The 20,459-nt window shown below is 62.5% G+C and carries 12 protein-coding genes; 6 read left to right on the top strand and 6 right to left on the bottom strand.

Annotated elements, in window-relative coordinates:
- Positions 1-87: 87 nt before the first annotated feature.
- The gene (locus NCT05_RS25195; RefSeq protein ID WP_250503429.1) at positions 88-1,635 is read left to right on the top strand and encodes a methyl-accepting chemotaxis protein; all 1,548 of its coding nucleotides are present in this window, start codon (positions 88-90) and stop codon (positions 1,633-1,635) included.
- 311 nt (positions 1,636-1,946) lie between these two features.
- On the top strand, positions 1,947-2,222 hold the full coding sequence (locus tag NCT05_RS25190) for a hypothetical protein (protein WP_008347139.1): 276 nt from the start codon (positions 1,947-1,949) through the stop codon (positions 2,220-2,222).
- Between the two features lie 93 nt (positions 2,223-2,315).
- Here the strand turns inward: NCT05_RS25190 and rpoD are convergent, their stop codons facing one another.
- The 5 genes from rpoD to NCT05_RS25165 all read right to left on the bottom strand — a co-directional run bounded on the left by rpoD (position 2,316) and on the right by NCT05_RS25165 (position 10,497).
- Positions 2,316-4,322, bottom strand: coding sequence for an RNA polymerase sigma factor RpoD (gene rpoD / locus NCT05_RS25185; RefSeq protein WP_250503428.1), 2,007 nt, complete (start codon positions 4,320-4,322; stop codon positions 2,316-2,318).
- 280 nt (positions 4,323-4,602) lie between these two features.
- Positions 4,603-5,925: a replication protein O gene (locus NCT05_RS25180; protein WP_250503427.1), complete on the bottom strand. Its 1,323-nt coding sequence runs from the start codon at positions 5,923-5,925 to the stop codon at positions 4,603-4,605.
- A gap of 317 nt (positions 5,926-6,242) precedes the next feature.
- Positions 6,243-7,214 (bottom strand): ParB/RepB/Spo0J family partition protein, encoded by a 972-nt coding sequence (locus NCT05_RS25175; RefSeq protein ID WP_008347132.1) that lies wholly within the window; start codon positions 7,212-7,214, stop codon positions 6,243-6,245.
- Positions 7,215-8,393, bottom strand: a complete 1,179-nt coding sequence (locus NCT05_RS25170) for a ParA family protein (protein ID WP_250503426.1) — start codon at positions 8,391-8,393, stop codon at positions 7,215-7,217.
- Between the two features lie 172 nt (positions 8,394-8,565).
- Positions 8,566-10,497, bottom strand: coding sequence for a site-specific integrase (locus tag NCT05_RS25165; protein WP_250503425.1), 1,932 nt, complete (start codon positions 10,495-10,497; stop codon positions 8,566-8,568).
- Between the two features lie 247 nt (positions 10,498-10,744).
- Here NCT05_RS25165 and NCT05_RS25160 point away from each other — a divergent pair, with 247 nt between their 5' ends.
- From NCT05_RS25160 to NCT05_RS25145, 4 genes are all read left to right on the top strand, one after another.
- Positions 10,745-12,088, top strand: a complete 1,344-nt coding sequence (locus NCT05_RS25160) for an Nramp family divalent metal transporter (protein WP_250458105.1) — start codon at positions 10,745-10,747, stop codon at positions 12,086-12,088.
- A gap of 37 nt (positions 12,089-12,125) precedes the next feature.
- Positions 12,126-13,289 (top strand): alpha/beta fold hydrolase, encoded by a 1,164-nt coding sequence (locus tag NCT05_RS25155; protein WP_250503424.1) that lies wholly within the window; start codon positions 12,126-12,128, stop codon positions 13,287-13,289.
- 157 nt (positions 13,290-13,446) lie between these two features.
- Positions 13,447-17,130, top strand: a complete 3,684-nt coding sequence (locus NCT05_RS25150) for an autotransporter outer membrane beta-barrel domain-containing protein (RefSeq protein WP_250503423.1) — start codon at positions 13,447-13,449, stop codon at positions 17,128-17,130.
- Between the two features lie 43 nt (positions 17,131-17,173).
- Complete coding sequence (locus NCT05_RS25145; protein WP_250503422.1) at positions 17,174-19,480, top strand: cytochrome P450/oxidoreductase; 2,307 nt, start codon at positions 17,174-17,176, stop codon at positions 19,478-19,480.
- Positions 19,481-20,215: 735 nt separating this feature from the next.
- Here NCT05_RS25145 and NCT05_RS25140 read toward each other — a convergent pair.
- A partial coding sequence (locus tag NCT05_RS25140) for a hypothetical protein (RefSeq protein ID WP_250503421.1) occupies positions 20,216-20,459 on the bottom strand: 244 nt, incomplete at its 5' end.

The following is a 20,459-nucleotide window of genomic DNA, read 5'->3' as shown; positions in this document are numbered from 1 at the left end:
TCGGTAGATTGCGCTCTCCATAAAAGTCCGATGATTGGTCGCTGCGCGCCTCCGGACTTCTCCGCGCACGTTTCTCTTCTACCGAACATGTCAAAGTTCACCGTCAAGGCGCGCCTCGCGATCGTCATGGGCGCGGTCGCCGCCGTGCTCGTTGCGGTCGGCAGCGTCGGATTATTCGGCGTCCAGCGAAGCAATGCCGCGCTACGCCACGTCTTCGAAGGGCGCGTGCAAGCGCTGCAGACCATTTCCACGATCGACGAACTCATCACGCAAAGCCAGTTCGCGATCAGCGATGCCGTGCTCGATCCATCGGCGCAAAAGACGCAAGCCGTGGTCGCATCGACGCAGCAGCGCGTCGCAAATATCGATGCCCTGCTGGGCCGCTATCTGCGCTATCCGCTCGATTCGACCGAAGCGCCGCTCGCAAAGCGCCTCGCCGCCGACTGGGCGACACTGCGCGACAAAGGCTTTCGTCCGTCGACGGATCTGCTCGCCGCCAACAATTTGGCCGAAGCACAGTGGATCGTCACGCAGCAGATCGAGCCGCAAGCGAAGCGCGTCAAGAAGGAAAGCACCGATCTGCGCGCGTTTCAGCTCACCGCCGCACAGCAGGAATACGACGACGCGCAACGCGTGAGCCGCATCGTGCAATGGAGCGTGGGCGCGTGCATCGGGGCGGGCGTGGCGCTCGTCGGCTGGCTCTGCTTTTCGTTGGCGCGCTCGCTCATGCGCCAGCTTGGCGGCGAACCGGGACTCGCGGCAAGCGTCGCGCGGCGCGTCTCGCAAGGCGATCTGCTGACCGATGTGCCCGTCGCGCGCGGCGACACGGAAAGCGTGATGTACGCGATGAGCCTGATGCGCAGCCAGCTCGCGTCGATGGTCGGCGACATCAAGCGCTCGACGCAGACCATCGGCGTCGCGGCGGCGGACATCACCGAGGGCAACCACGCGCTGTCCGCGCGCACCGAGGAACATGCGGCGAGCTTGCAGCAGACGTCGGCGAGCATGGAGCAGATCGCATCCACCGTTCGCGCCAACGCCGATCACGCGAATCGCGCGCGCGAGTTGGCGAGGGAAGCGTCCGAGCGCGCGAAAGATGGCGAACGCGCCGTCGCCGATGCAATCGCGCGCATGATGGATTTGTCGTCGCGTTCGGCGCAGATCGGGCAGATTACGAACGTGATCGAATCCATCGCGTTTCAGACGAATCTGCTCGCGCTGAACGCGGCGGTCGAAGCGGCGCGAGCCGGGTCGCTCGGACGTGGCTTTGCTGTCGTCGCCGAGGAAGTTCGCGCGCTCGCGCGACGCTCGTCGGCCGCGGCGAAGGAAATCTCGCAATTGACCCGCGAAGTGAACGCGCACGTCGAATCGAGCGGCTCGACGGTCATGCGCGCGGGCACGACGCTCGCCGATCTGCTCGCTTCCGTCGACGCCGTGTCGATGCTCGTCGAAGCGATCGCGACGGCTTCGCGCGAGCAAAGCAGCGGCATCGACGAAGTGAACGACGCGGTATCGCAGATGGATCGTTTGATGCAGAAGAATGCCGCCCTCGTGAACGAAGCGGCGACGGCCGCGCACGCGCTCGACGCGCAGGCGCGCGAACTCGGGCAAACCGTCCAGGCATTCCGCATTTAGGCTTTTTTGACGCGGCCGGCGCGAATTTTTTTACCGGTTCAGAATGGGAGACGAAGCAACGCGCGAATTTCGTACGCCGGGTCAAATGCGTTACGCATCAACACGTTGGCCCGGCGATGCTCAGGATATCCACAATCTTGCCCACCGATTCTGTGGACAAGCATTCGTCCGTTCCAGCCGTCACGAGTTCGCCGAACGCATGATTTGTCAATGCGAATCTGACGATGGTGACGCCAATGGATGCCTTCCTCTACCCTTCTCGACGCCGCGCCCGGCGCCTTTCGCTAGCTGCGGCTGCCGGCATGATTTGCATGGCGGCTCACGCGCAAACGCAATGCCCCGGCTACGTCGAAACCGACGCCGGCAGCGCGTTCGATATCGCATCGATGATTCGCGACGCCGGCTCGCCGCAATCCGCGCTCGACAAGCTGCGCAACGCGGTGGCGAAAGTGAACGCCGGCGGCGGATGCTCGATCTTTCGCGACCGCCTCGCCTGCGAGGAAACGCTCACGCTCGCAAACAAGGCGATCGTCGCGTTGCAGGCGTGCGCGTCGTCAAGGATGCCTAAAGGCACGACGCACGGCTGATGTCATCGCGCAAATAAAAAAAGCGCGTGCCGCCATTTCTGGCGGCACCCGCTTCAGAGTTCGCCCGAACGTCAGTCCAGGCGGCCCGTAGGATCAGCGATCCAGGAACGGACGCAGCTTGTCGGCGCGGCTCGGATGCATGAGCTTGCGCATCGCCTTGCTCTCGATCTGGCGAATGCGCTCGCGCGTCACATCGAACTGCTTACCCAGTTCTTCGAGGGTATAGTCCGAAGCCGTGTCGATGCCAAAGCGCATGCGCAGCACCTTCGCCTCGCGCGGCGACAGCGCGTTGAGCGCATCGTCGATCGCGGCGCGCATGTTCGCGTGCACGGCGGCCTCTGCCGGAGAAGCAGCGCCCTGATCTTCGATCATGTCGCCAAGCGTTGCATCGGCATCTTCGCCGACCGGCGTTTCCAGCGACACCGGTTGCTTCGCGATCTTGAGAATGCCGCGGATCTTCTCTTCCGGCATTTCCATGCGCTCGGCCAGCACCGACGGATGCGCTTCCAGGCCCGTCTGCTGCAAGATCTCGCGCGAGATGCGGTTCAGTTTGTTGATCGTTTCGATCATGTGCACCGGCACGCGGATCGTGCGCGCCTGATCGGCGAGCGAACGCGTCACGGCCTGACGAACCCACCACGTCGCATACGTCGAGAACTTCCAGCCACGGCGATATTCGAACTTGTCCACCGCCTTCATCAGACCGATGTTGCCTTCCTGAATCAGATCCAGGAACTGCATGCCGCGATTGACGTACTTCTTCGCAATCGAGATGACGAGACGCAGGTTCGCTTCGATCATCTCGCGCTTGGCCTGACGCATCTTCAATTCGGCAGCCGTCATCTGACGGTTGATCTTCTTCAGTTGCTGCAGCCGCATCTCGACGACGCCTTCGATGTCGATGAGCTTCTGCTGCTCTGCCTGAATCGCCGGCAGGCTGCGCTCGAGCGACGCGCCGTATTGCTTCGAAGCCGCCGACGCACGTGCCGTCCATTCGAGATCGGTCTCGTGACCGACGAACGATTCGACGAACTTGTCGCGCGGCATGCCGCAACGATCCACCGCGATCTGCAACACGCGACGTTCGATGTCACGCACCTGCGCGACCTGCTGCTGAACGTTCGCGCACAGGCGGTCGATGGTCTTCGCCGTGAAGCGGATCGAACCGAGCTCGCGCTGGATTTCGGCTCGAGCCTTTTCGACAGCCTTCGCCGCAGCGGCACCCGAACCCTTAGGACTGCTCGCCTGTTCCGCCAGCTCGCGCACGCGTGCGAAGATCTCCAGACAGTCGGCCTTCAGTTGCTTCAGACGCGCTTCGTTCGATGCAGCGGAATCGCCAGCGCCATCGAGATCGTCGTCGTCGTCTTCGTCGCTGTCGGATTCGTCGGTATCCGTATCGATTTCGGCGGAGTCGGTCGTATCGGAAGCCGACATGTCTTCATCTGCCGTGTCCTCTTCCTTCAGGCCATCGACCAGTTCGTCGATCTTCAGCTCGCCCGATTCGACTTGCGCCGCGTCCGCGAGAATCGTCGCGACCGTCGACGGGCACGCCGCGATCGCCTGAATCATCTCGTGCAGCCCGTCTTCGATGCGCTTCGCAATCGCGATTTCGCCGGCGCGCGTGAGCAGCTCGGTCGCGCCCATTTCACGCATGTACATGCGAACCGGGTCGGTCGTGCGGCCGAATTCGGAATCGACGGTCGACAGCGCGTTTTCCGCTTCTTCGTCCGATTGCTCGTCCGTCACGACGCTTGGGGCGTTGTCGCTCAGCAGCAGCGTTTCGGCGTCCGGCGCCTGCTCGTAGACCGCGACACCCATATCGTGGAACGTACTGACGACGGTTTCCATCGCCGCCGTTTCAGCGAAGTTATCCGGAAGGTGGTCGTTGATCTCGGCGTGCGTGAGATAGCCGCGCTCCTTGCCCAACTGGATGAGCGCGCGCATCTGACGCTGACGCTCTTCATTCTGTTCGGCGGTCATCGCGACATCGGGCTGTATCGTGCCGGCCTGGCCCTTCCCTTTGTTCGCCCGCCGGCCCGGTGCCTTGCGCGCCGGCGCGACGATATCCAGCTCCGAATCTTCCCGATCAAAACTTGCCATACTTTCTCCTCGACAGGTTTGCTCGGCGACGACAGATCCCCGGGAGCGAGCGTAACGGCTCGCGATGATTTCGATGACAGCTTCGACCACGGACGGCTTGCTGAAAATCGCATCGAGCAAAGCACGCAAACCGCATCCAGACGCGGTGTTTGCGTTTTCCAATCGCCCATTCAGGCGCAACCTTAGAGTATATCAGCTTTTGCTGCGACGCAGCAGCCTAATTCAAAAAAGTTTCCGGGCGCGGTCTCACCTCGATTCATCTGATGTTTTGGCCGCCCGTTCAGCACGAACTCGTACCCGCTGAATCGCGAAAATTGGTTGATGGCGCCGCACGGCGCACCGCCTGCAAAAGCGAACTCAAAGGGGCGATAGCGGACTTGTCCTTCAGCATTGGTCGCGCCACGTCCCTTGGTTTCGCAGATGGGGTCCCGCCCACGCTCTTCAAGCGGAGAAGCGCTTTGATGTCGCTCAGGCGCGCTTCGGATTTGCGCTGGAGGTCGGTCGGGACTGCGGCTAGAGGCGTCGGGAAATCGACGTGAGAGCCGAAGCGATCTTTGTCGTCGAGCAGGATGTGACCTGCCTCAAAGGCCGCAACGAAATCTTTCTGCCATGTGCCCGCATGGACGCGCGGATGCGGCTCGTCGCGATGACAGATCACGATGGAACGGGCGTCGTCGGAGACGCGGTAGCGGCGCAAGCCGTCACGGCTGACGAATGACCGGCCGGCCAAACCGCCTACAACTTCATCTGTGCGCGCAGAAGTCGTTCGCTCGATTTGCTGCTGCACGTGGGCTTCGCGCTGGCTTCGCGCCCGATAGGCGAAGTCGACCGGGACTCGCAGAAGGGTGCGAAGGTAGCTGATCGGATGCGTTGCGCGTTGCAAGGGTGCCCAACTTGCTTCGACGACATCGGAGAGAAGCTTGCCGTGGGCTTTCGCTTCTCGCATCAGTTTGAAGATCAGGAATTCACGAAATCCCAGAGGCACGAGGCGTTGGAGATCGGCGGGAAGTCGTCCTGGTTGTCTCTTTTGAGTATTTGGGAGTAGATCCTTATATATAGCACCGTCTGCCACGGTGACAGACGGATGGCCGTCAGAAAAGCCGGCTTGTGCGTCTGACGCGCTCTCCCGATGTTGAGCGGGCTGCGTAGTGGTCGCATCGGCTACGTCAACGAGTCCGAGCAAAGCGGCTGCCTTCTGCGTCAGGTGGATATATGCGCGACCAAACAGGCCGGCAGCGCCATAGCGGGTCTGAGGCGGCCGGATGATAAACCCGGCGCCCTCGAGGTCGTCCATGCTGCGATAGAAGGTCCGCATGGATTGCTGGGCCCGGCCCGTGAGCAGTTCGCGCCGCGCGAAGATGGGTGCGAACGGACGAGATGCGTCGACTGTGCGGGCCAAGGCGGCGAGCAGGGCACGCGCGCGTGCAGGTAGCGCCGTCGTGTGCGTGGCTCGATGAGCGGCCCGGAAAATGACCCAAGGCAGATTCGAACGATCACAAGCGTACTCATCGAGAGCTTCTTGATCGGCTACCGCTGAAGACGGTTCAGAGTTTTTTGGGCGAGAAAGAGCCTCGCCTGCAACGGAAAGTTGCGCGATACGCATGTCAAGTACGTCCATTTCGAAAAATGGAAGACAAATGCTTGACTGCTAATCGCGTTCCGCTAAACTTCGAGTTGCGTACTCGTGACCCGATTGGCGTCGGGAAGCGGACCGGGCGATAAGCAGTTAAGCCCGATATTCAAAAGCCTTCGGTTGGCGCCGAAGGCTTTTGTCTTTGTGGAACTTGTTCGTTACATAGCACCCTCAGGTTTGCCACTACGCTAAGTCTCTGATTTGCAAAGAGGTTCTACTAGGTTCAGTGTCAACGACTTTCCGGTTCTCGTTAAGTCATTGATTTAAAAGAAAACTCTAGTAGAGCCTCAGTCTTGCTCCGATTCACTTAGTGTCTTGTTGATGAAGTCAGCAATGCGCTGTCCCCATTGCTCTGCGTCGCCCGCGTCCTTCTCGAAGAAACGAACTCCCACCACACCATTTCGCGTGGACACTTCGCAGACCTTCCTGCGGCCCGCTCGGACCACCGTTGCGCTTGGAGTCACTGCGCGCGGCTTTTCCGCGACGAGGGCGACCGCCTTGTCCTGCGTAAAATTCTCGTCTTCGACCAACCGTCGGACGGCTTCGACGACCTTTTCCGCCTTGCCGGCTTCTGTTAGCGCCGCGAGCTTTTGCGCGGCATTGCTGCCGAGTCGCTCTGGCTTTTCGGCGAGTGCGGCTTTGGCTGCCTCTGGAAGGGCGTCGAATGAGAAGATTCGCGTGACGTGACTCTTGCTCAATCCGGCGCTTTCAGAAATTTCCGTGCGCGAGAGTCCGCTCAATTCCTGCAATCGTTTGAAGTTCCAATACTTCTCGAAATCCGTAAGCGATGGCGATAGCAGGTTCGAGAAGAACGCCGCGAACTCGATTTCCCCTTCTTCGATCGACGCAACGTTGGCGCGTATCGTCGATCGTCCGAGTTCCCGGTATGCAGCGACGCGGTTATGTCCCGCAACGATCTCGTAACGAGCATCCGGCAAAGCGCGCACCAGAATAGGCGTGGCGAGCGCGTGTTGCGCGAGATTGCTCTTCAACTCCTGGAACTGCTCGGCCGTGAGTTTGCGACGCCGTCCGCTGACTTCCACGAGCGCATCGAGCGGCACTTCGAGCGCCGCTCGTTCCTCGAGTTGCGACTCAAGTTCTTTGATGCGCGCCTGCGCCGTATTGATGCGATGCTGCGCATCCATCAACCGACCGGGAGACGTACGCGGTTCCGTGCTGACTGGACGCGCTTGCGTTCCTTCTGTGGGCTTACTGCCGATGTTCGCTGTCTTGGCGAGGAGTCTGTCCCCGATGCCCATTTAATCCTCCGTCTGATTCCACGCGCGGGCGAACTGCGCGTCGAGATGCTCGGCGAGCCGGTCGAGCGGCTCTTTGAATCGGTTGTAAGCGGCCGTGCTGCCGTCCGGCTTCGACAAGTCATATACCGTCGACAATTGCGCCGACGCACCTTTTGGTACGGTCGACTCCGGAATCTCGAAAGGCAGGACGCGATCGCCGTATGCTTTCTGAAGCCAACCGCGCACAACACGCGACACGTCATCCGACTTGGCTTTAGTCAGAATCACATTCACGAAGTCGAAGCGCTTTTGCTCGAGCACGCCCGGCAGCTTCTTGGCGATATCCGCAAAGAGATGCCAGAACTGTGTCGAGCTTGCGAAATCCAGCGCCTCGGGCGGGCAGGGCAGCAGAATCGCATCCGACGCGAGCAGCGCGTTGATGGTGAGATAGCTGAGCGCCGGAGGCGTGTCGATGACGACCGCGTCGTACTCTTCCGTCAGCGGCATGAGGCCTTTGCGGACGATTTCCCAGAATTCGAACGTGCTGTCGTTCAGCACCTTGGCGGGAATCTCGAACTCCGCATCGAAGAGCGATGACGAAGCCGGGATGAGATCCAAGTTATGCCAGTACGTTTCCTGCACTGCATAGTGCAACGTCTGCTGATCGCCGTAGATCAGCGGAAGAAGGGTCTGATCGTCCGAGATTTCGGCGTCGGGCGCCCAGCCGCATAGCTGTGTCGTCGTGCCCTGCGGATCGCAGTCGATGACCAGCACTCTGCGGCCGAGCAGCGTCAGGGCCTGTGCGGCCGAGACGGCGGTTGTGGTCTTGGCGACGCCACCTTTGAAGTTCGCGACGGTCACGATCCGCCCGCGCTTGCCTTCAGGCCGGCGGGGGCGTTCTTTCGTCGCGCGGACCCATGTGAGCGCTTCTTCGAGCGTGAATTCCTTGCTGCGGCCCGCGCCCTTGGACGTGCCCGCTGGCAGCTCGCCCTTGGTCGTCAGGTACTGGAACCGCTGCTTGTCGATGCCGCAGAGCGACGCGACCTGCGCGCTCGTGAATGTTGGCGCGCTCTTGCGCGGATACGGCTCCAACATTGCATCGCGGATCTGATTGAGAATGTCAGTGGCTTGGGCGGCCACCCCCAAGAGCGTTTCGATCGAAACGGATTGATCGACTTCGGGAAGCCGAGCGCTTAGCATGGAATTCGCAGTCACTGGCGGGCCTGGGTAAGCAAATAATTCTTCGGTTTGTGGAAAACAAGCTGCAAACCGAAGAATAAACGGCGAACCGGTAAACCTCAAGTAAACTCTGAAGTACTTGATCGCCCGCAGCGGACATTTTTACAACGCTCGACGCTCGTGTAAACGCGAATTAGGACCGATCCGAAGGTTTTCGCGTTAACGAGATGCCGCGAATCAACTTCTCGATGCCAAGGAAACGCCCCGCGTCTTCGTTTTCCAGATACAGAGCGGTGGTCGAAACATCGGAATGGCCGAGTCCGGCGCTGACCTCGCGCAGATCCGCGCCGTGTCCGAGCGCGTGCGTCGAATGTGTGTGGCGCAGCCAATGCGTGCTCGCGCGAGTCAGGTGCCTGCCAGCGCCGGGCGCATGAGATTCCATCAATGCGGCCGCGTTCGAGAAAATCGTCTTGAAAATTTTCCCGATGCCGTCGGGCGTCAATGACTGTCCGCCGCGCGCCTGCGCGAGTATTGGCGTGCCTTCGGCGCAATCCAACGGGCGCGGCAGTCCGCGCATCGCCAGGTTTTCGATGAGCGTTTCGACGACGATCGGCGGCAAAAGCACCGACCGCGTCGCGCCGCGGCCGCCATCGACGGCAAGCCGCCAGACCACGCCGTCCACGCCGGAAAGACGCCCGGCGCTGAGCGCGTCGGTGGTTGCGAATGCGAGTTCGGCCCGTCGCAGGCCCGTGGCGTACGCGAGAAGCAGCGCCAATTTGTCGCGATGCTCGGCGAACGAGTATTCGGTCCGTTCGACCGATTGCAACACGCATTTCCACTGCGTCAGATCGAGCGACCGCGTCGCCGAATCGAATACCGGCGGCGTCGCGACACGCGCAAATCCGGCAAACGGATTGGCCGCCAGATAACCTTCGCCGACGAGCCACTCGCACATGGCGCCCAATATCGACCGGGCCGTTTCGCGGCTGCGATCGGAAAGCGGGCCGGCAAAAGGGCGCCAGTCGGCAAAACAACGCTCAGGGCGACCCTTCGCGATCCAGCGCGCCGCCGGCTGCGGATCCGCGAGAAAAACACCGACGTACTCGGCGCAATCGGCTGCATCGAGAGACGAAATCGGCTTGCCTTTCTCGATCAACGCCCACAGCAGCAGGCGTTCCGCCTCCCGCCGATAGGCACGCCGCGTGTGCGTACTGTTTGACCGGGCCTCTAGCCAAGCGGTGATCGCGCGGATGTCCGTATCGAATCGCGGGTGCGCGTGCGCCCGATTCGACCCTTTCGATCCGTCGAGCGCCAGCGGAACCCGCAACGTTTCAAGGGGAGAAATGGCGATCGAGTCGCTTGCGTCGACGTCCGCGCTTTGCGTCGACACGACGTCTCCGGGCTGCCACTGGCGCCGAGGCACGAGCGCGGCCGGCGAAAGCGTGTGCCGGAGTGCCTCGGCGTGGAGTTGCAGCCAGTCGACCACGCGTTGCGCGCCTTTTCGACCGAGCCGTGGCACGGCCGTATACCACCGATGCCGTCGCCGCTCGATGAGTTCGATGACATCCGCGAGCGTCGAAAGTCCGGCGGCAGTCAATCGCGCGGCGACGGCCGGCTCGAACCAGCCATCGACCGGATGATCCGGACGTGGATCCTGTGCGAGCGACGCCTCCATGCGCGCGAGCGCGTCCGCCTGCCGGCGACGCAATCGGGCGTTACGCGCCGCGCGCCGATCGAGAGCAGGCGAGCTCTCGGGCGGATAAGCCTCCTCGTAAAGCGCGAGCAGTTCCGATTCGCCGTACACGCCGTCCGGATCGATTTTTTCGCGGAACGCGTCGAGCGGCGGGGCGACGGCGGCGGGCGGCGGCTCGAACAGCGGGATGCTGCCGGGACGAAGCCGCAGCAGGTGAGCCGCGTCCGTGTCCCGTGCGCGGCGTGCGAGAACGGAAAGCGTGTCGCGCAGCGCCTCGATCAGCCGTCGAGTCGAGCGTACATCGGCGCTGGAATCGCCATACGATGCATGCAACTGTGCTTCGGAAACGCCGTCGAGATAACCGCGATAAAGCGCGAAGTGTTGACGCGTGAGACGGCTCGGCGCATTCGCCTGCCCCGAGTTATCTGCCAAGCGCTCTCTGGAGCGTCCTGTGTCGGCTGGCATTTATCCTTACGTTTCAGTGATTTGGGCCGAGGTTAGCAACCGACTTCGAATTTGACAAGAGAAATCGCTACATCTGATAAGTCCGATTATCAGACGCGAAGCGCAGGGCTACGGCATCTGTAACCAACGCCCGTCCGATGCGCTTGAATGTTCACTCGCCGCGGCGCATATTTTCACAACATCCACAGCAGGTTTCCGCAGGAGAAACGAGCCGATGCTTGATCCTGTACGCCCCGCTTCGAAACCGCCCGAGCAGGACGACGCGTTCCGCCCGAGCCTCCCCGAGGTGTACGCGTCGGTTCATGTGCCCGAAACCGGCCGATGGATTCGGCGCTTCCTCGCGTTCGCGGGTCCCGGCTACATGATTTCGGTCGGCTATATGGACCCGGGCAACTGGGCAACCGACATCGCTGGCGGCTCGCGCTTCGGCTACACCTTGCTCGCCGTCATCCTGTTGTCGAACCTGATGGCGATTCTGCTTCAGGCGCTCGCCGTCCGACTGGGCGTCGCGACCGGGCGCGATCTGGCGCAAGCCTGTCGCGATCATTATCCGAAGCCGGTGAACTTCGCCCTGTGGCTCGCGTGCGAAGCGGCGATCGTCGCGTGCGATCTGGCCGAAGTGATCGGCACCGCGATCGCGCTGCAACTGCTCTTCGGCATCCCGCTGATCGCGGGCGCGCTCCTCACCGCGCTCGATGCCTTCCTTCTGCTGCTTCTCATCAACAAAGGCTTCCGTCTGCTGGAAGCCTTCGTCATCGCGCTTCTGGTCGTGATCGCGAGCTGCTTCGCGTTGCAGATCGCCGCTGCCGCGCCGCCGTTCGCCGAAGTCCTGCGCGGCTTCATCCCGTCGCCGCGCATCGTCGCCGATCGCGAAATGCTGTATGTCGCCATCGGCATCCTCGGCGCGACGGTCATGCCGCACAACCTTTACCTGCATTCGTCGATCGTGCAGACGCGCGCGTATGGCAAGTCCGTCACGGCCCGGCGCGCTGCGATTCGCTGGGCGACGATTGACAGCACCATCGCGCTGACGCTCGCGCTTTTCATCAACGCGGCGATCCTGATCGTCGCCGCCGCGGTGTTTCACGCGAACGGTCATGACGAGGTCGCGGAAATCGGCGATGCGTTCCGCCTGCTTTCGCCGCTCCTCGGCTTGAGCATCGCATCGACGCTCTTCGCGGTGGCATTGCTCGCGTCGGGCCTGAACTCGACCGTGACCGCGACGCTCGCCGGCCAGATCGTGATGGAAGGTTTTCTGCGCCTGCGCATACCGAACTGGGCGCGGCGTCTCATCACGCGCGCGATCGCCATCGTTCCCGTGATCGTCGTGACGGCGATCTACGGCGAAAAGGGCACCGGCCAGTTGCTCGTGCTGAGCCAGGTCATTTTGTCGATGCAACTGCCATTCGCCGTCATTCCGCTGGTGCGCTTCGTATCGGACCGGCGAAAAATGGGCGTCTTCGCGATTTCGCGCTGGACGAGCGCGCTGGCGTGGCTCGTCGCGGCCGTGATCGTCGCGCTCAACGTGAAGCTGCTCGCGGACACGCTGACGTCGTAAGCGCAAGAACAACTTCTATATATAAGGAGACGCAGATATGAGCGGCAGCTTCATCGACATCACGCTTCGCGACGGCACGATCATTCCGGCTTACGTCACGCAGCCCGCGAAAGGTTCGGGACCGGGCATCGTGTTGCTGCACGACGCGGCCGGCCTCGACGAATTCGTCATGCGCTCCGCCGATCTGTACGCCGAAGAAGGGTACGTCGTGATCGCGCCGCAACTTCCCGGGCACGATCCGCGACCCGGCGGTATCGCCGCGGACAATTTCGCGGCGCTCGTCGATGCCCTGCGCGCGTTGCCGCAGCACGCCGGCAAAGTGGGCGTGATCGGGTACGGGCGCGGCGGCCGCTTCGCGACGCGCATCGCCGCGCAGGCCGACGTCGATTGCGCCGCCTGCTACTACGCGGACGATTTCAGCGCCTGTCTCGCCGATATCCCGACGATCCGCTGCCCGATGGTCTTCCACTTCGCCGAACGCGCGGCGCACGATGCGCGCGAAGTCGAGCCGGCGCTCACGGGCAGACCGCACATCGAACGCTATGTTTATCCGGGCGCGTCGGCGGGCTTCATCGTTTCGGATTCCGCGCACTACGACAAACCCGCCGCGCTGATGGCGTACTCACGCACGCTTTCGATGTTGCGCAAGGTGCTCGGTCCGCACTTCGATCTGAATCACTTGTGGGAGCAGCACTGCTATTTCGAATTCGCCACGCGCGACGTCGACGCCGTCATGCCGACGATGGTCGCCGAGCCATACGTGAACCACGTCCCGACGATGACAGGCGGCGTTGGGCACGATCAGTTGAAGCGTTTCTATCGATATCACTTCGTCCACTCGAATCCCGCCGATACGAAGCTGATTCCGGTATCGCGCACGATCGGCGCGGATCGCGTCGTCGACGAATTCGTGTTCTGTGCGACGCATAGTTGCGAAATCGACTGGCTGCTGCCCGGCCTCGCGCCGACGGGAAAATACTTCGAGGTTCCGATGCTAGCCGTTATCCGCTTTCGCGGCGACAAGCTCTACAACGAGCATATCTACTGGGATCAGGCTTCGGTGCTGGTGCAGATCGGTGTGCTGAACCCCGAAGGGCTGCCGGTCGCGGGCCGGCGAACGGCCGAAAAGCTGATCGACGAAACATTGCCGAGCAACGCGTTGATGCCCAATTGGGCATCGAGCGAGGGCAAGCCCATCTGAAGCGGCAAGCGATCAAGCGGACATTGCTGACGCGCAATGCGTGGACTACTCTGAGCAAAAACGTTGACGAGAAGCAGCAATCAGCGGGCCGATCATCGTCGCAACGATGCGAAGCACTGCTGATAAAAATGAAATCGTCAGCGGAGCCGGAGAACCCATGCGCCGCTTTTCGCTTCCGATGCGATCGACGCCGCTCGCTCATGCGTTATCGCTTGCGTTCGGCGTGTCCTGTCTCGTTCGCGTGGCGCCCGCTGTCGCCGGGTGCGACAGGACTGCGCCGCAGTCCAATCAGACCGCGACTTGCGATACACGCTCGCCCAATCCTTCGAACGTATCGGTCATCGCGGTGCCGGGCAGCGTCAACGTGACGATCAATGTGTTGACGGGCGTCGAACTGGACATTGCCGGCAACGGGCTATTCGTGCGCAACACCAGCACGGCGACCAACGAGGGCACGTTGCAAATCACAGGTGACGGTTCCGACGCCATGACGTCGCAAAGCGCGACGACCGGGCGCAACACGCTCGTCAATCGCGGCGCGATCTTCACGGTCGGCACGAATTCGGAAGCGATGTTCAACAACGCCGCCGCCGTCACGATGCGCAACGAGGCAGGCGGCACGCTCACGACGAGCGGTGCAAGCGCTTCGGCTATGAACGACTTCGCCAGTCCGGGCGGCGGCACGTTGGTCAACGATGGCGCGATCGCGACGAGCGGGGCGGGTTCTCATGGCATGGCGGCGCGAACCAGCGGCGACACGCTTGTGAACAATGGCGCCATCACGACGACCGGCGCGAGCGCAAACGGCATGTTCGTGGCCGGTACACCGGGCCAGAACGTCGTGACCAACAACGGCACCATCGACGTGTCGGGCAACAACGCGTCCGGCATCGTTTCGCAGGATGCGACGCCCGGCGCGATCACCAACACAGGATCGATCGTCGCGCGTGGCGCGGGCGGGGCGGGCGTGTCGCTCGCGAATGCGGCGTCCGTCACGAATGCGGCGGGCGCGAGCATCGTCAGCCAGCAGGCGGGCGGCATCGTCGCGAATCGGGGCGGCGCGATCGACAACGCCGGCACGATTCAGGGCGCGACCGGCGTGACGATTGCCAATGGCGCAGAAACGATCGGCAACAGCGGCGCGATTCGCGGCACGAGCGCGGAGGCGATTGCCGCGACCGGCAAGATCAACGTGTCGATCATCAATAGCGGGACGATTGCGGGGGGCGCGGGCGTCGCCGTACGCACCGATACCGGTAACGATACTTTCGACATGAACGGCGGCGTCGTCACCGGACAGATTCGCCAGGGCGACGGCGCCGACACCGCCACGATGACAGGCGGACAGATCGATTCCATCGATCAGGGCGACGGGCGCGACACGTTCTCGATATCGGGCGGGCGCGTGCTTGGCACGCTCGCGAACGGCGACGTCGTGAAGATCACTGGCGGGCGCCTCGCAACGGTGGATTTGAATGTCGGAAACAACGTGTTCGACATGTCGGGTGGACAGGTCGACGGCAACGTGACCGCCGCGCAGAACGACGACACGTTCACGCTGTCGGGCGGGACGATCGGCGGACGCGTCGATCTCGGCAGCGGCACGAACTCGCTGGCGATCGCGGGCGGCTCGATCGGGCAAGGAGTGACGACGACTTTCGGCGTCGATACGCTGACCTGGAGCGGCGGCACGATCGCCGGGCCGGTGTCGCTCGGCGCGGGCAACGATTCGGCGGTGATCCGCAATCTGAACGACGCGACGCTCGCCGCGACCACGAGCTTCGATGGCGGTGCGGGCAGCGATTCGCTCACGTTCGACAACGTGCAGGCAAGCGGCCTCGCGCGCTTTTCGAATTGGGAGACGGTGAACGCGTCGAACAATACGCAACTCACATTCGACGCGAAAGGTCTGACGCTCGGCGATGCCGCGACCGGAACCGGCGCGCTCAATCTCGACGCGACGAGCACGATTTTCGCGGGCGGCATCGGACGCACGTCGATACAGCCGGCGATCGCGGGGCGACTTGTCGCGCTGAACAACGCGGGCACGATCGATCTGACGAACGGCGGTTCGAGCACGAGCGATGCGTTCGTGGTGAACGGCAACTACACCGGCAACGACGGACGGCTTCTCGTGCAGAGCGTGCTCGGCGCGGACGGCGCGCCGCGCGACCGGCTCGTGATCGCACAAGGCGCGGGTGCGGGAACGACGTCGATCGGCGTGACGAATGTCGGCGGCATCGGCGGGCTGACGGTGAACGACGGCATTCTGGTCGTGCAGGCGACGAACGGGGCGACGACGTCGGCGGGGGCGTTTTCGCTCGCACATCCGCTGGAGGTGGGCGCTTACAGGTATTTCCTGTTCAAGGGCGGTGTGAGTGACGGAACGGCGGACAACTGGTATCTGCGTTCGAGCGTGCCGCCCGCGCCTGCTGTGCCTGTGCCTGTGCCTGTGCCTGTGCCGACGCCGACGCCGGTGCCAACGCCAACGCCAACGCCAACGTCAACACCGACGCCAACACCAACACCAACACCAACACCAACACCAACGCCAACGCCAACGCCAACGCCAACGCCAACGCCGACGCCAACGCCAACGCCAACGCCAACGCCAACGCCAACGCCAACGCCAACGCCAACGCCAACGCCAACGCCAACGCCAACGCCAACGCCAACGCCAACGCCGACGCCGACACCAACGCCAACGCCAACGCCAACGCCAACGCCGCCGTCCCCACCAACACTGACGCCGGCTCCGACGCCCACGCCCACGCCAAGTCCAACACCGACGCCAACGCCAGCCCCAACGCCCGAACCCATACCAACCGCCGCCGCGGGTACACCACCGCTGCCGCCGCCACCGCCGCCCGGCGCGGCGCCGATCCCGCTCTATCGGATGGAAGTGCCCGTCTACGCAGAGCTGTCGCCGATCGTCCGCGAACTCGCGATCCAGCAGATCGGCACATTCCACGAACGTCAGGGCGACCAGTCGCTGCTGACGGAAACCGGCGCGCTGCCCGCCGCGTGGTCGCGCGTTTGGGGCGGCCACGCGACCCAGCACAACAGCGGCGCGGCCGATCCCGAATTCAGCGGCGGCATCGGCGGCCTGCAGGTCGGCCACGATATCCATGCCGATGCGACGCCGGCCGGTCATCGAAATCACTACGGCTTCTTCGTCGGCTTCGCGCGCGCGAGCGGCGACGTCGACGGTTTTGCACTCGGCTTTCCGAACTCGAGCGTCGGCCACCTGTCGATCAACGCGTACAGCGCGGGGCTGTACTGGACGCACATCGGCCCGGGCGGCTGGTACACCGACGCCGTGCTGCTCGGCAGTTCGCTCACCGCCGATCCGCAATCGAACCGCGGCGTCGGCGCGACGACGCACGGCAGCGCGTTCGCCGCATCGGTCGAAGCGGGTCTGCTGATTCCGCTATCGGCCCGCCTCGCGATCGAACCGCAAGCGCAACTCATCTGGCAACACGCGAATCTCCACGACATCGACGACGGCATTTCGTCCGTGTCCTTCGACCAAGCGAGCGGCTTCGTCGGCCGGCTCGGCGTGCGCCTCTACGGTCATTTCGATGCGGCCCGCACGACCTTCGAGCCGTATGTGACCGCGAACCTGTGGCGCTACTTCGGCGCGACGGACACCACGACGTTCGCGGGCACGACCGTCATTCCGACGAACGTCTCCGCGACGACCGCGCAATTCGGCGCGGGCATCGTCGCGAAAGTGAGCGCGCGCGGCAGTCTCTTCGCGAACCTCGTCTATTCGACGAACATCGGCGGTTCGCATCGCGATTCCATCGGCGGAGGATTGGGCGTGCGCTGGAAGTGGTGACGCGTTGCATACTGTGGTCACGCGAAAAAAACTGGAGACGAGCATGACCGCTGCGCCGCATTGCCCATTCCACGTCAAAGCACCGAACGGCTGCCCGATCAGCGCGGGCGCGGCCGAGTTCGATCCGTTCGGCGACGGCTATCAGCAAGACCCGCCCGAATACGTGCGATGGGCGCGCGAACAGGAACCGGTGTTCTACAGCCCGAAGCTCGGCTATTGGGTCGTCACGCGCTACGACGACATCAAGGCGATTTTCCGCGACAACATCACGTTCAGTCCGTCGATCGCGCTCGAGAAAATCACGCCGACCGGCCCGGAAGCGAACGCGGTGCTCGCGTCCTACGGATTCGCGCTGAACCGCACGCTCGTCAACGAGGACGAGCCCGCGCACATGCCGCGCCGCCGCGCGCTGATGGATCCGTTCACGCCAGAAGCGCTCGCGCATCACGAGCCGATGGTGCGTGCGCTCGCGCGCGAGTACGTCGATCGCTTCATCGACGATGGCCGCGCCGATCTCGTCGATCAGATGTTGTGGGAAGTGCCGCTCACCGTCGCGCTGCATTTTCTTGGCGTGCCCGAAGAAGACATGGACACGCTGCGCCGCTATTCGATTGCGCACACGGTCAACACATGGGGACGGCCGAAGCCCGAGGAACAGGTCGAAGTCGCGCACGCGGTCGGCAAGTTCTGGCAATACGCGGGCAAGGTGCTCGACAAGATGCGCGAAGATCCGTCCGGTCCCGGCTGGATGCAATACGGCATCCGCAAGCAGAAGGAGCTGCCCGAAGTCGTCACCGACTCTTATCTGCATTCGATGATGATGGCGGGCATCGTCGCCGCGCACGAGACGACGGCCAACGCGACCGCGAACGCGATGAAACTGCTGCTGCAACACCCCGACGCCTGGCGCGACATCTGCGACGACCCGAGCCTGATTCCCAACGCAGTCGAAGAGTGCTTGCGGCATAACGGCTCGGTCGCTGCATGGCGACGGCTCGCGACGAAGGACGTGACGATCGGCGGCATCGAGATCGCGGCGGGATCGAAGCTGTTGATCGTGACGTCGTCGGCGAATCACGATCAACATCAGTTCGCCGATGCCGATCTTTTCGACATCCGCCGCGAAAACGCCAGCGATCAGCTGACGTTCGGCTATGGCGCGCATCAGTGCATGGGCAAGAATCTCGCGCGCATGGAGATGCAGGTTTTTCTCGACGAGCTCACGCGCCGTCTGCCGCACATGCGCCTCGCCGAACAACGCTTCACGTATGTGCCGAACACGTCGTTTCGCGGGCCGGAGCATCTATATGTGGAATGGGATCCGGCGATGAATCCCGAGCGCGCCGATTCATCGGTGCGCGAGCCGCGCGCGGTCGTGCGGATCGGCGAGCCGTCGTCGCATGCGGTGAGCCGCGCGGTGATCGTCGATTCGGTCGAGACATGCGCGGATCGCATCGTGCGCGTGCGGCTCGTGTCGGCGAACGGACGCGATCTGCCGCGCTGGACGGCGGGCTCGCATATCGATGTCGTGTGCGGCGAGACCGGCATCTCGCGCCAGTATTCGCTGTGCGGCGATCCCGCCGACGCCCGCGCGTTCGAAATCGCCGTGCTGCGCGAGAGCGAGAGCCGTGGCGGTTCGGCGTGGGTGCACGAGAACGTGAAGCCGGGCGCGCACTGGCGCATACGCGGCCCGCGCAATCACTTTCGTCTCGACGAGACCGCCAAGAAGCTCGTGCTGATCGCGGGCGGGATCGGCATTACGCCGATCAGCTCCATGGCGCGTCGCGCGCGTTCGCTCGGCATCGACTACGAAGTGCACTACAGCGGACGCTCGCGCGCGTCCATGGCCCTTCTCGATGAAATGCGCGCGCTGCACGGCGAGCGTCTGCGCGCGTACGTCTCGGAAGAGGGTGTGCGCAACCACTTCGCCGCGCTCGCCGTGGAGGAGGGCACGCGCGTCTATGCGTGCGGCCCGGCGCGTATGCTCGACGCGCTCGCCGACACGAGCGCGTCGTGGCCCGAAGACGCGCTTCGAATCGAGCATTTCGAATCGAAGATCGGCACGCTCGATCCGGAAAAGGAACGCGCGTTCGAAGTCGAACTGAAGGATTCCGGCCTCGTCCTGACCGTCCCGGCCGATCAGACACTGCTCACGACGCTCAGACGCGCGAACGTCGATGTTCAGAGCGACTGCGAAGAAGGGCTGTGCGGATCGTGCGAGGTGCGCGTGCTGGAAGGCGAGATCGATCACCGCGACGTGGTGCTGACCCGGGGCGAACGCCAGTCGAACAATCGCATGATGACGTGCTGTTCGCGCGCGAAGGGCAAAAGGCTCGTTCTGGCGCTGTGAAGGTTTGGCCGAACGTCGGGCGGCTTTTGCTGCCGCCCGGCACAATTACTTTTTGTTGACGGATGTCAAAATGCCGCAGCAATTGGCAATCGATTAATGGCTCGCACTTTCATCATGGCGTCATATGTGTCCGAATAACCACGTCGATTAAAGATCGAATGGTTATACCCAGTAGTTAATTCGAATATAACGTTAAAGACGGCGCAAACCTTTTCAATGTAGCGCATGCTTCAAATCCGGGCTTAGGTATTACCTAATTACCTGAATTCGCGCAAAGTGATCATACAACCGCGCAATTTTCACCGTAATATAGGATGATTATTGAACGTGCGTTCGAGTAATTCGCGAATTTCTTACATGAAAGATAAGCGGTTTTTCCGCGATCTAGGGTTTTTACCTACTAATATGAAATTTTTTACGCATGTTTTGCGTTTAGAATTGTTACTAATTTGGTGCGTCGCACAAGCACGCACGACCGAATAACTTCCGATAAACCTTGCTGCACGACTGCGCGAAATTCGCGCGGTGGAATTGCGTCTGCGCGATTTGCGCGGCAAGGCGAAAGAGAAGGGCGGTGCTGAACCTGAGAGATTTTATTAAAGGCCCATATAAATGGACCACGCAATTGGCTGCACGTTTGCCGCATCCCGTTCGGGATTTTCTATGCGGAAGAGACCGCGTCCTTCAGGCGAGGTCATCCCGCAGTCGGCGCGACGCCCTTTGAAAGTCGCTCGCTCAAGCATCGGACGGTCGGACATCGCTCCGCAATCGACGCTGCGCATCAATCGCCCGGGTTCGAATCGAACTCACCGAATCCATTCGTAATGGATGCGTTTCCGAATCGCGTGCATCGCTTCGCAAACGGAAGTCCGTTGACGCTTTCGCAGTTTCACGAGGATAGAAAATGACTGACGTAGTGATCGTATCGGCCGCGCGTACGGCGGTAGGCAAATTCGGCGGCTCGCTCGCGAAAATCGCG

Source organism: Caballeronia sp. AZ7_KS35, assembly GCF_023631045.1.
Lineage (GTDB): Bacteria > Pseudomonadota > Gammaproteobacteria > Burkholderiales > Burkholderiaceae > Caballeronia > Caballeronia zhejiangensis.
This window is presented reverse-complemented; position numbering and strand designations above follow the sequence as displayed.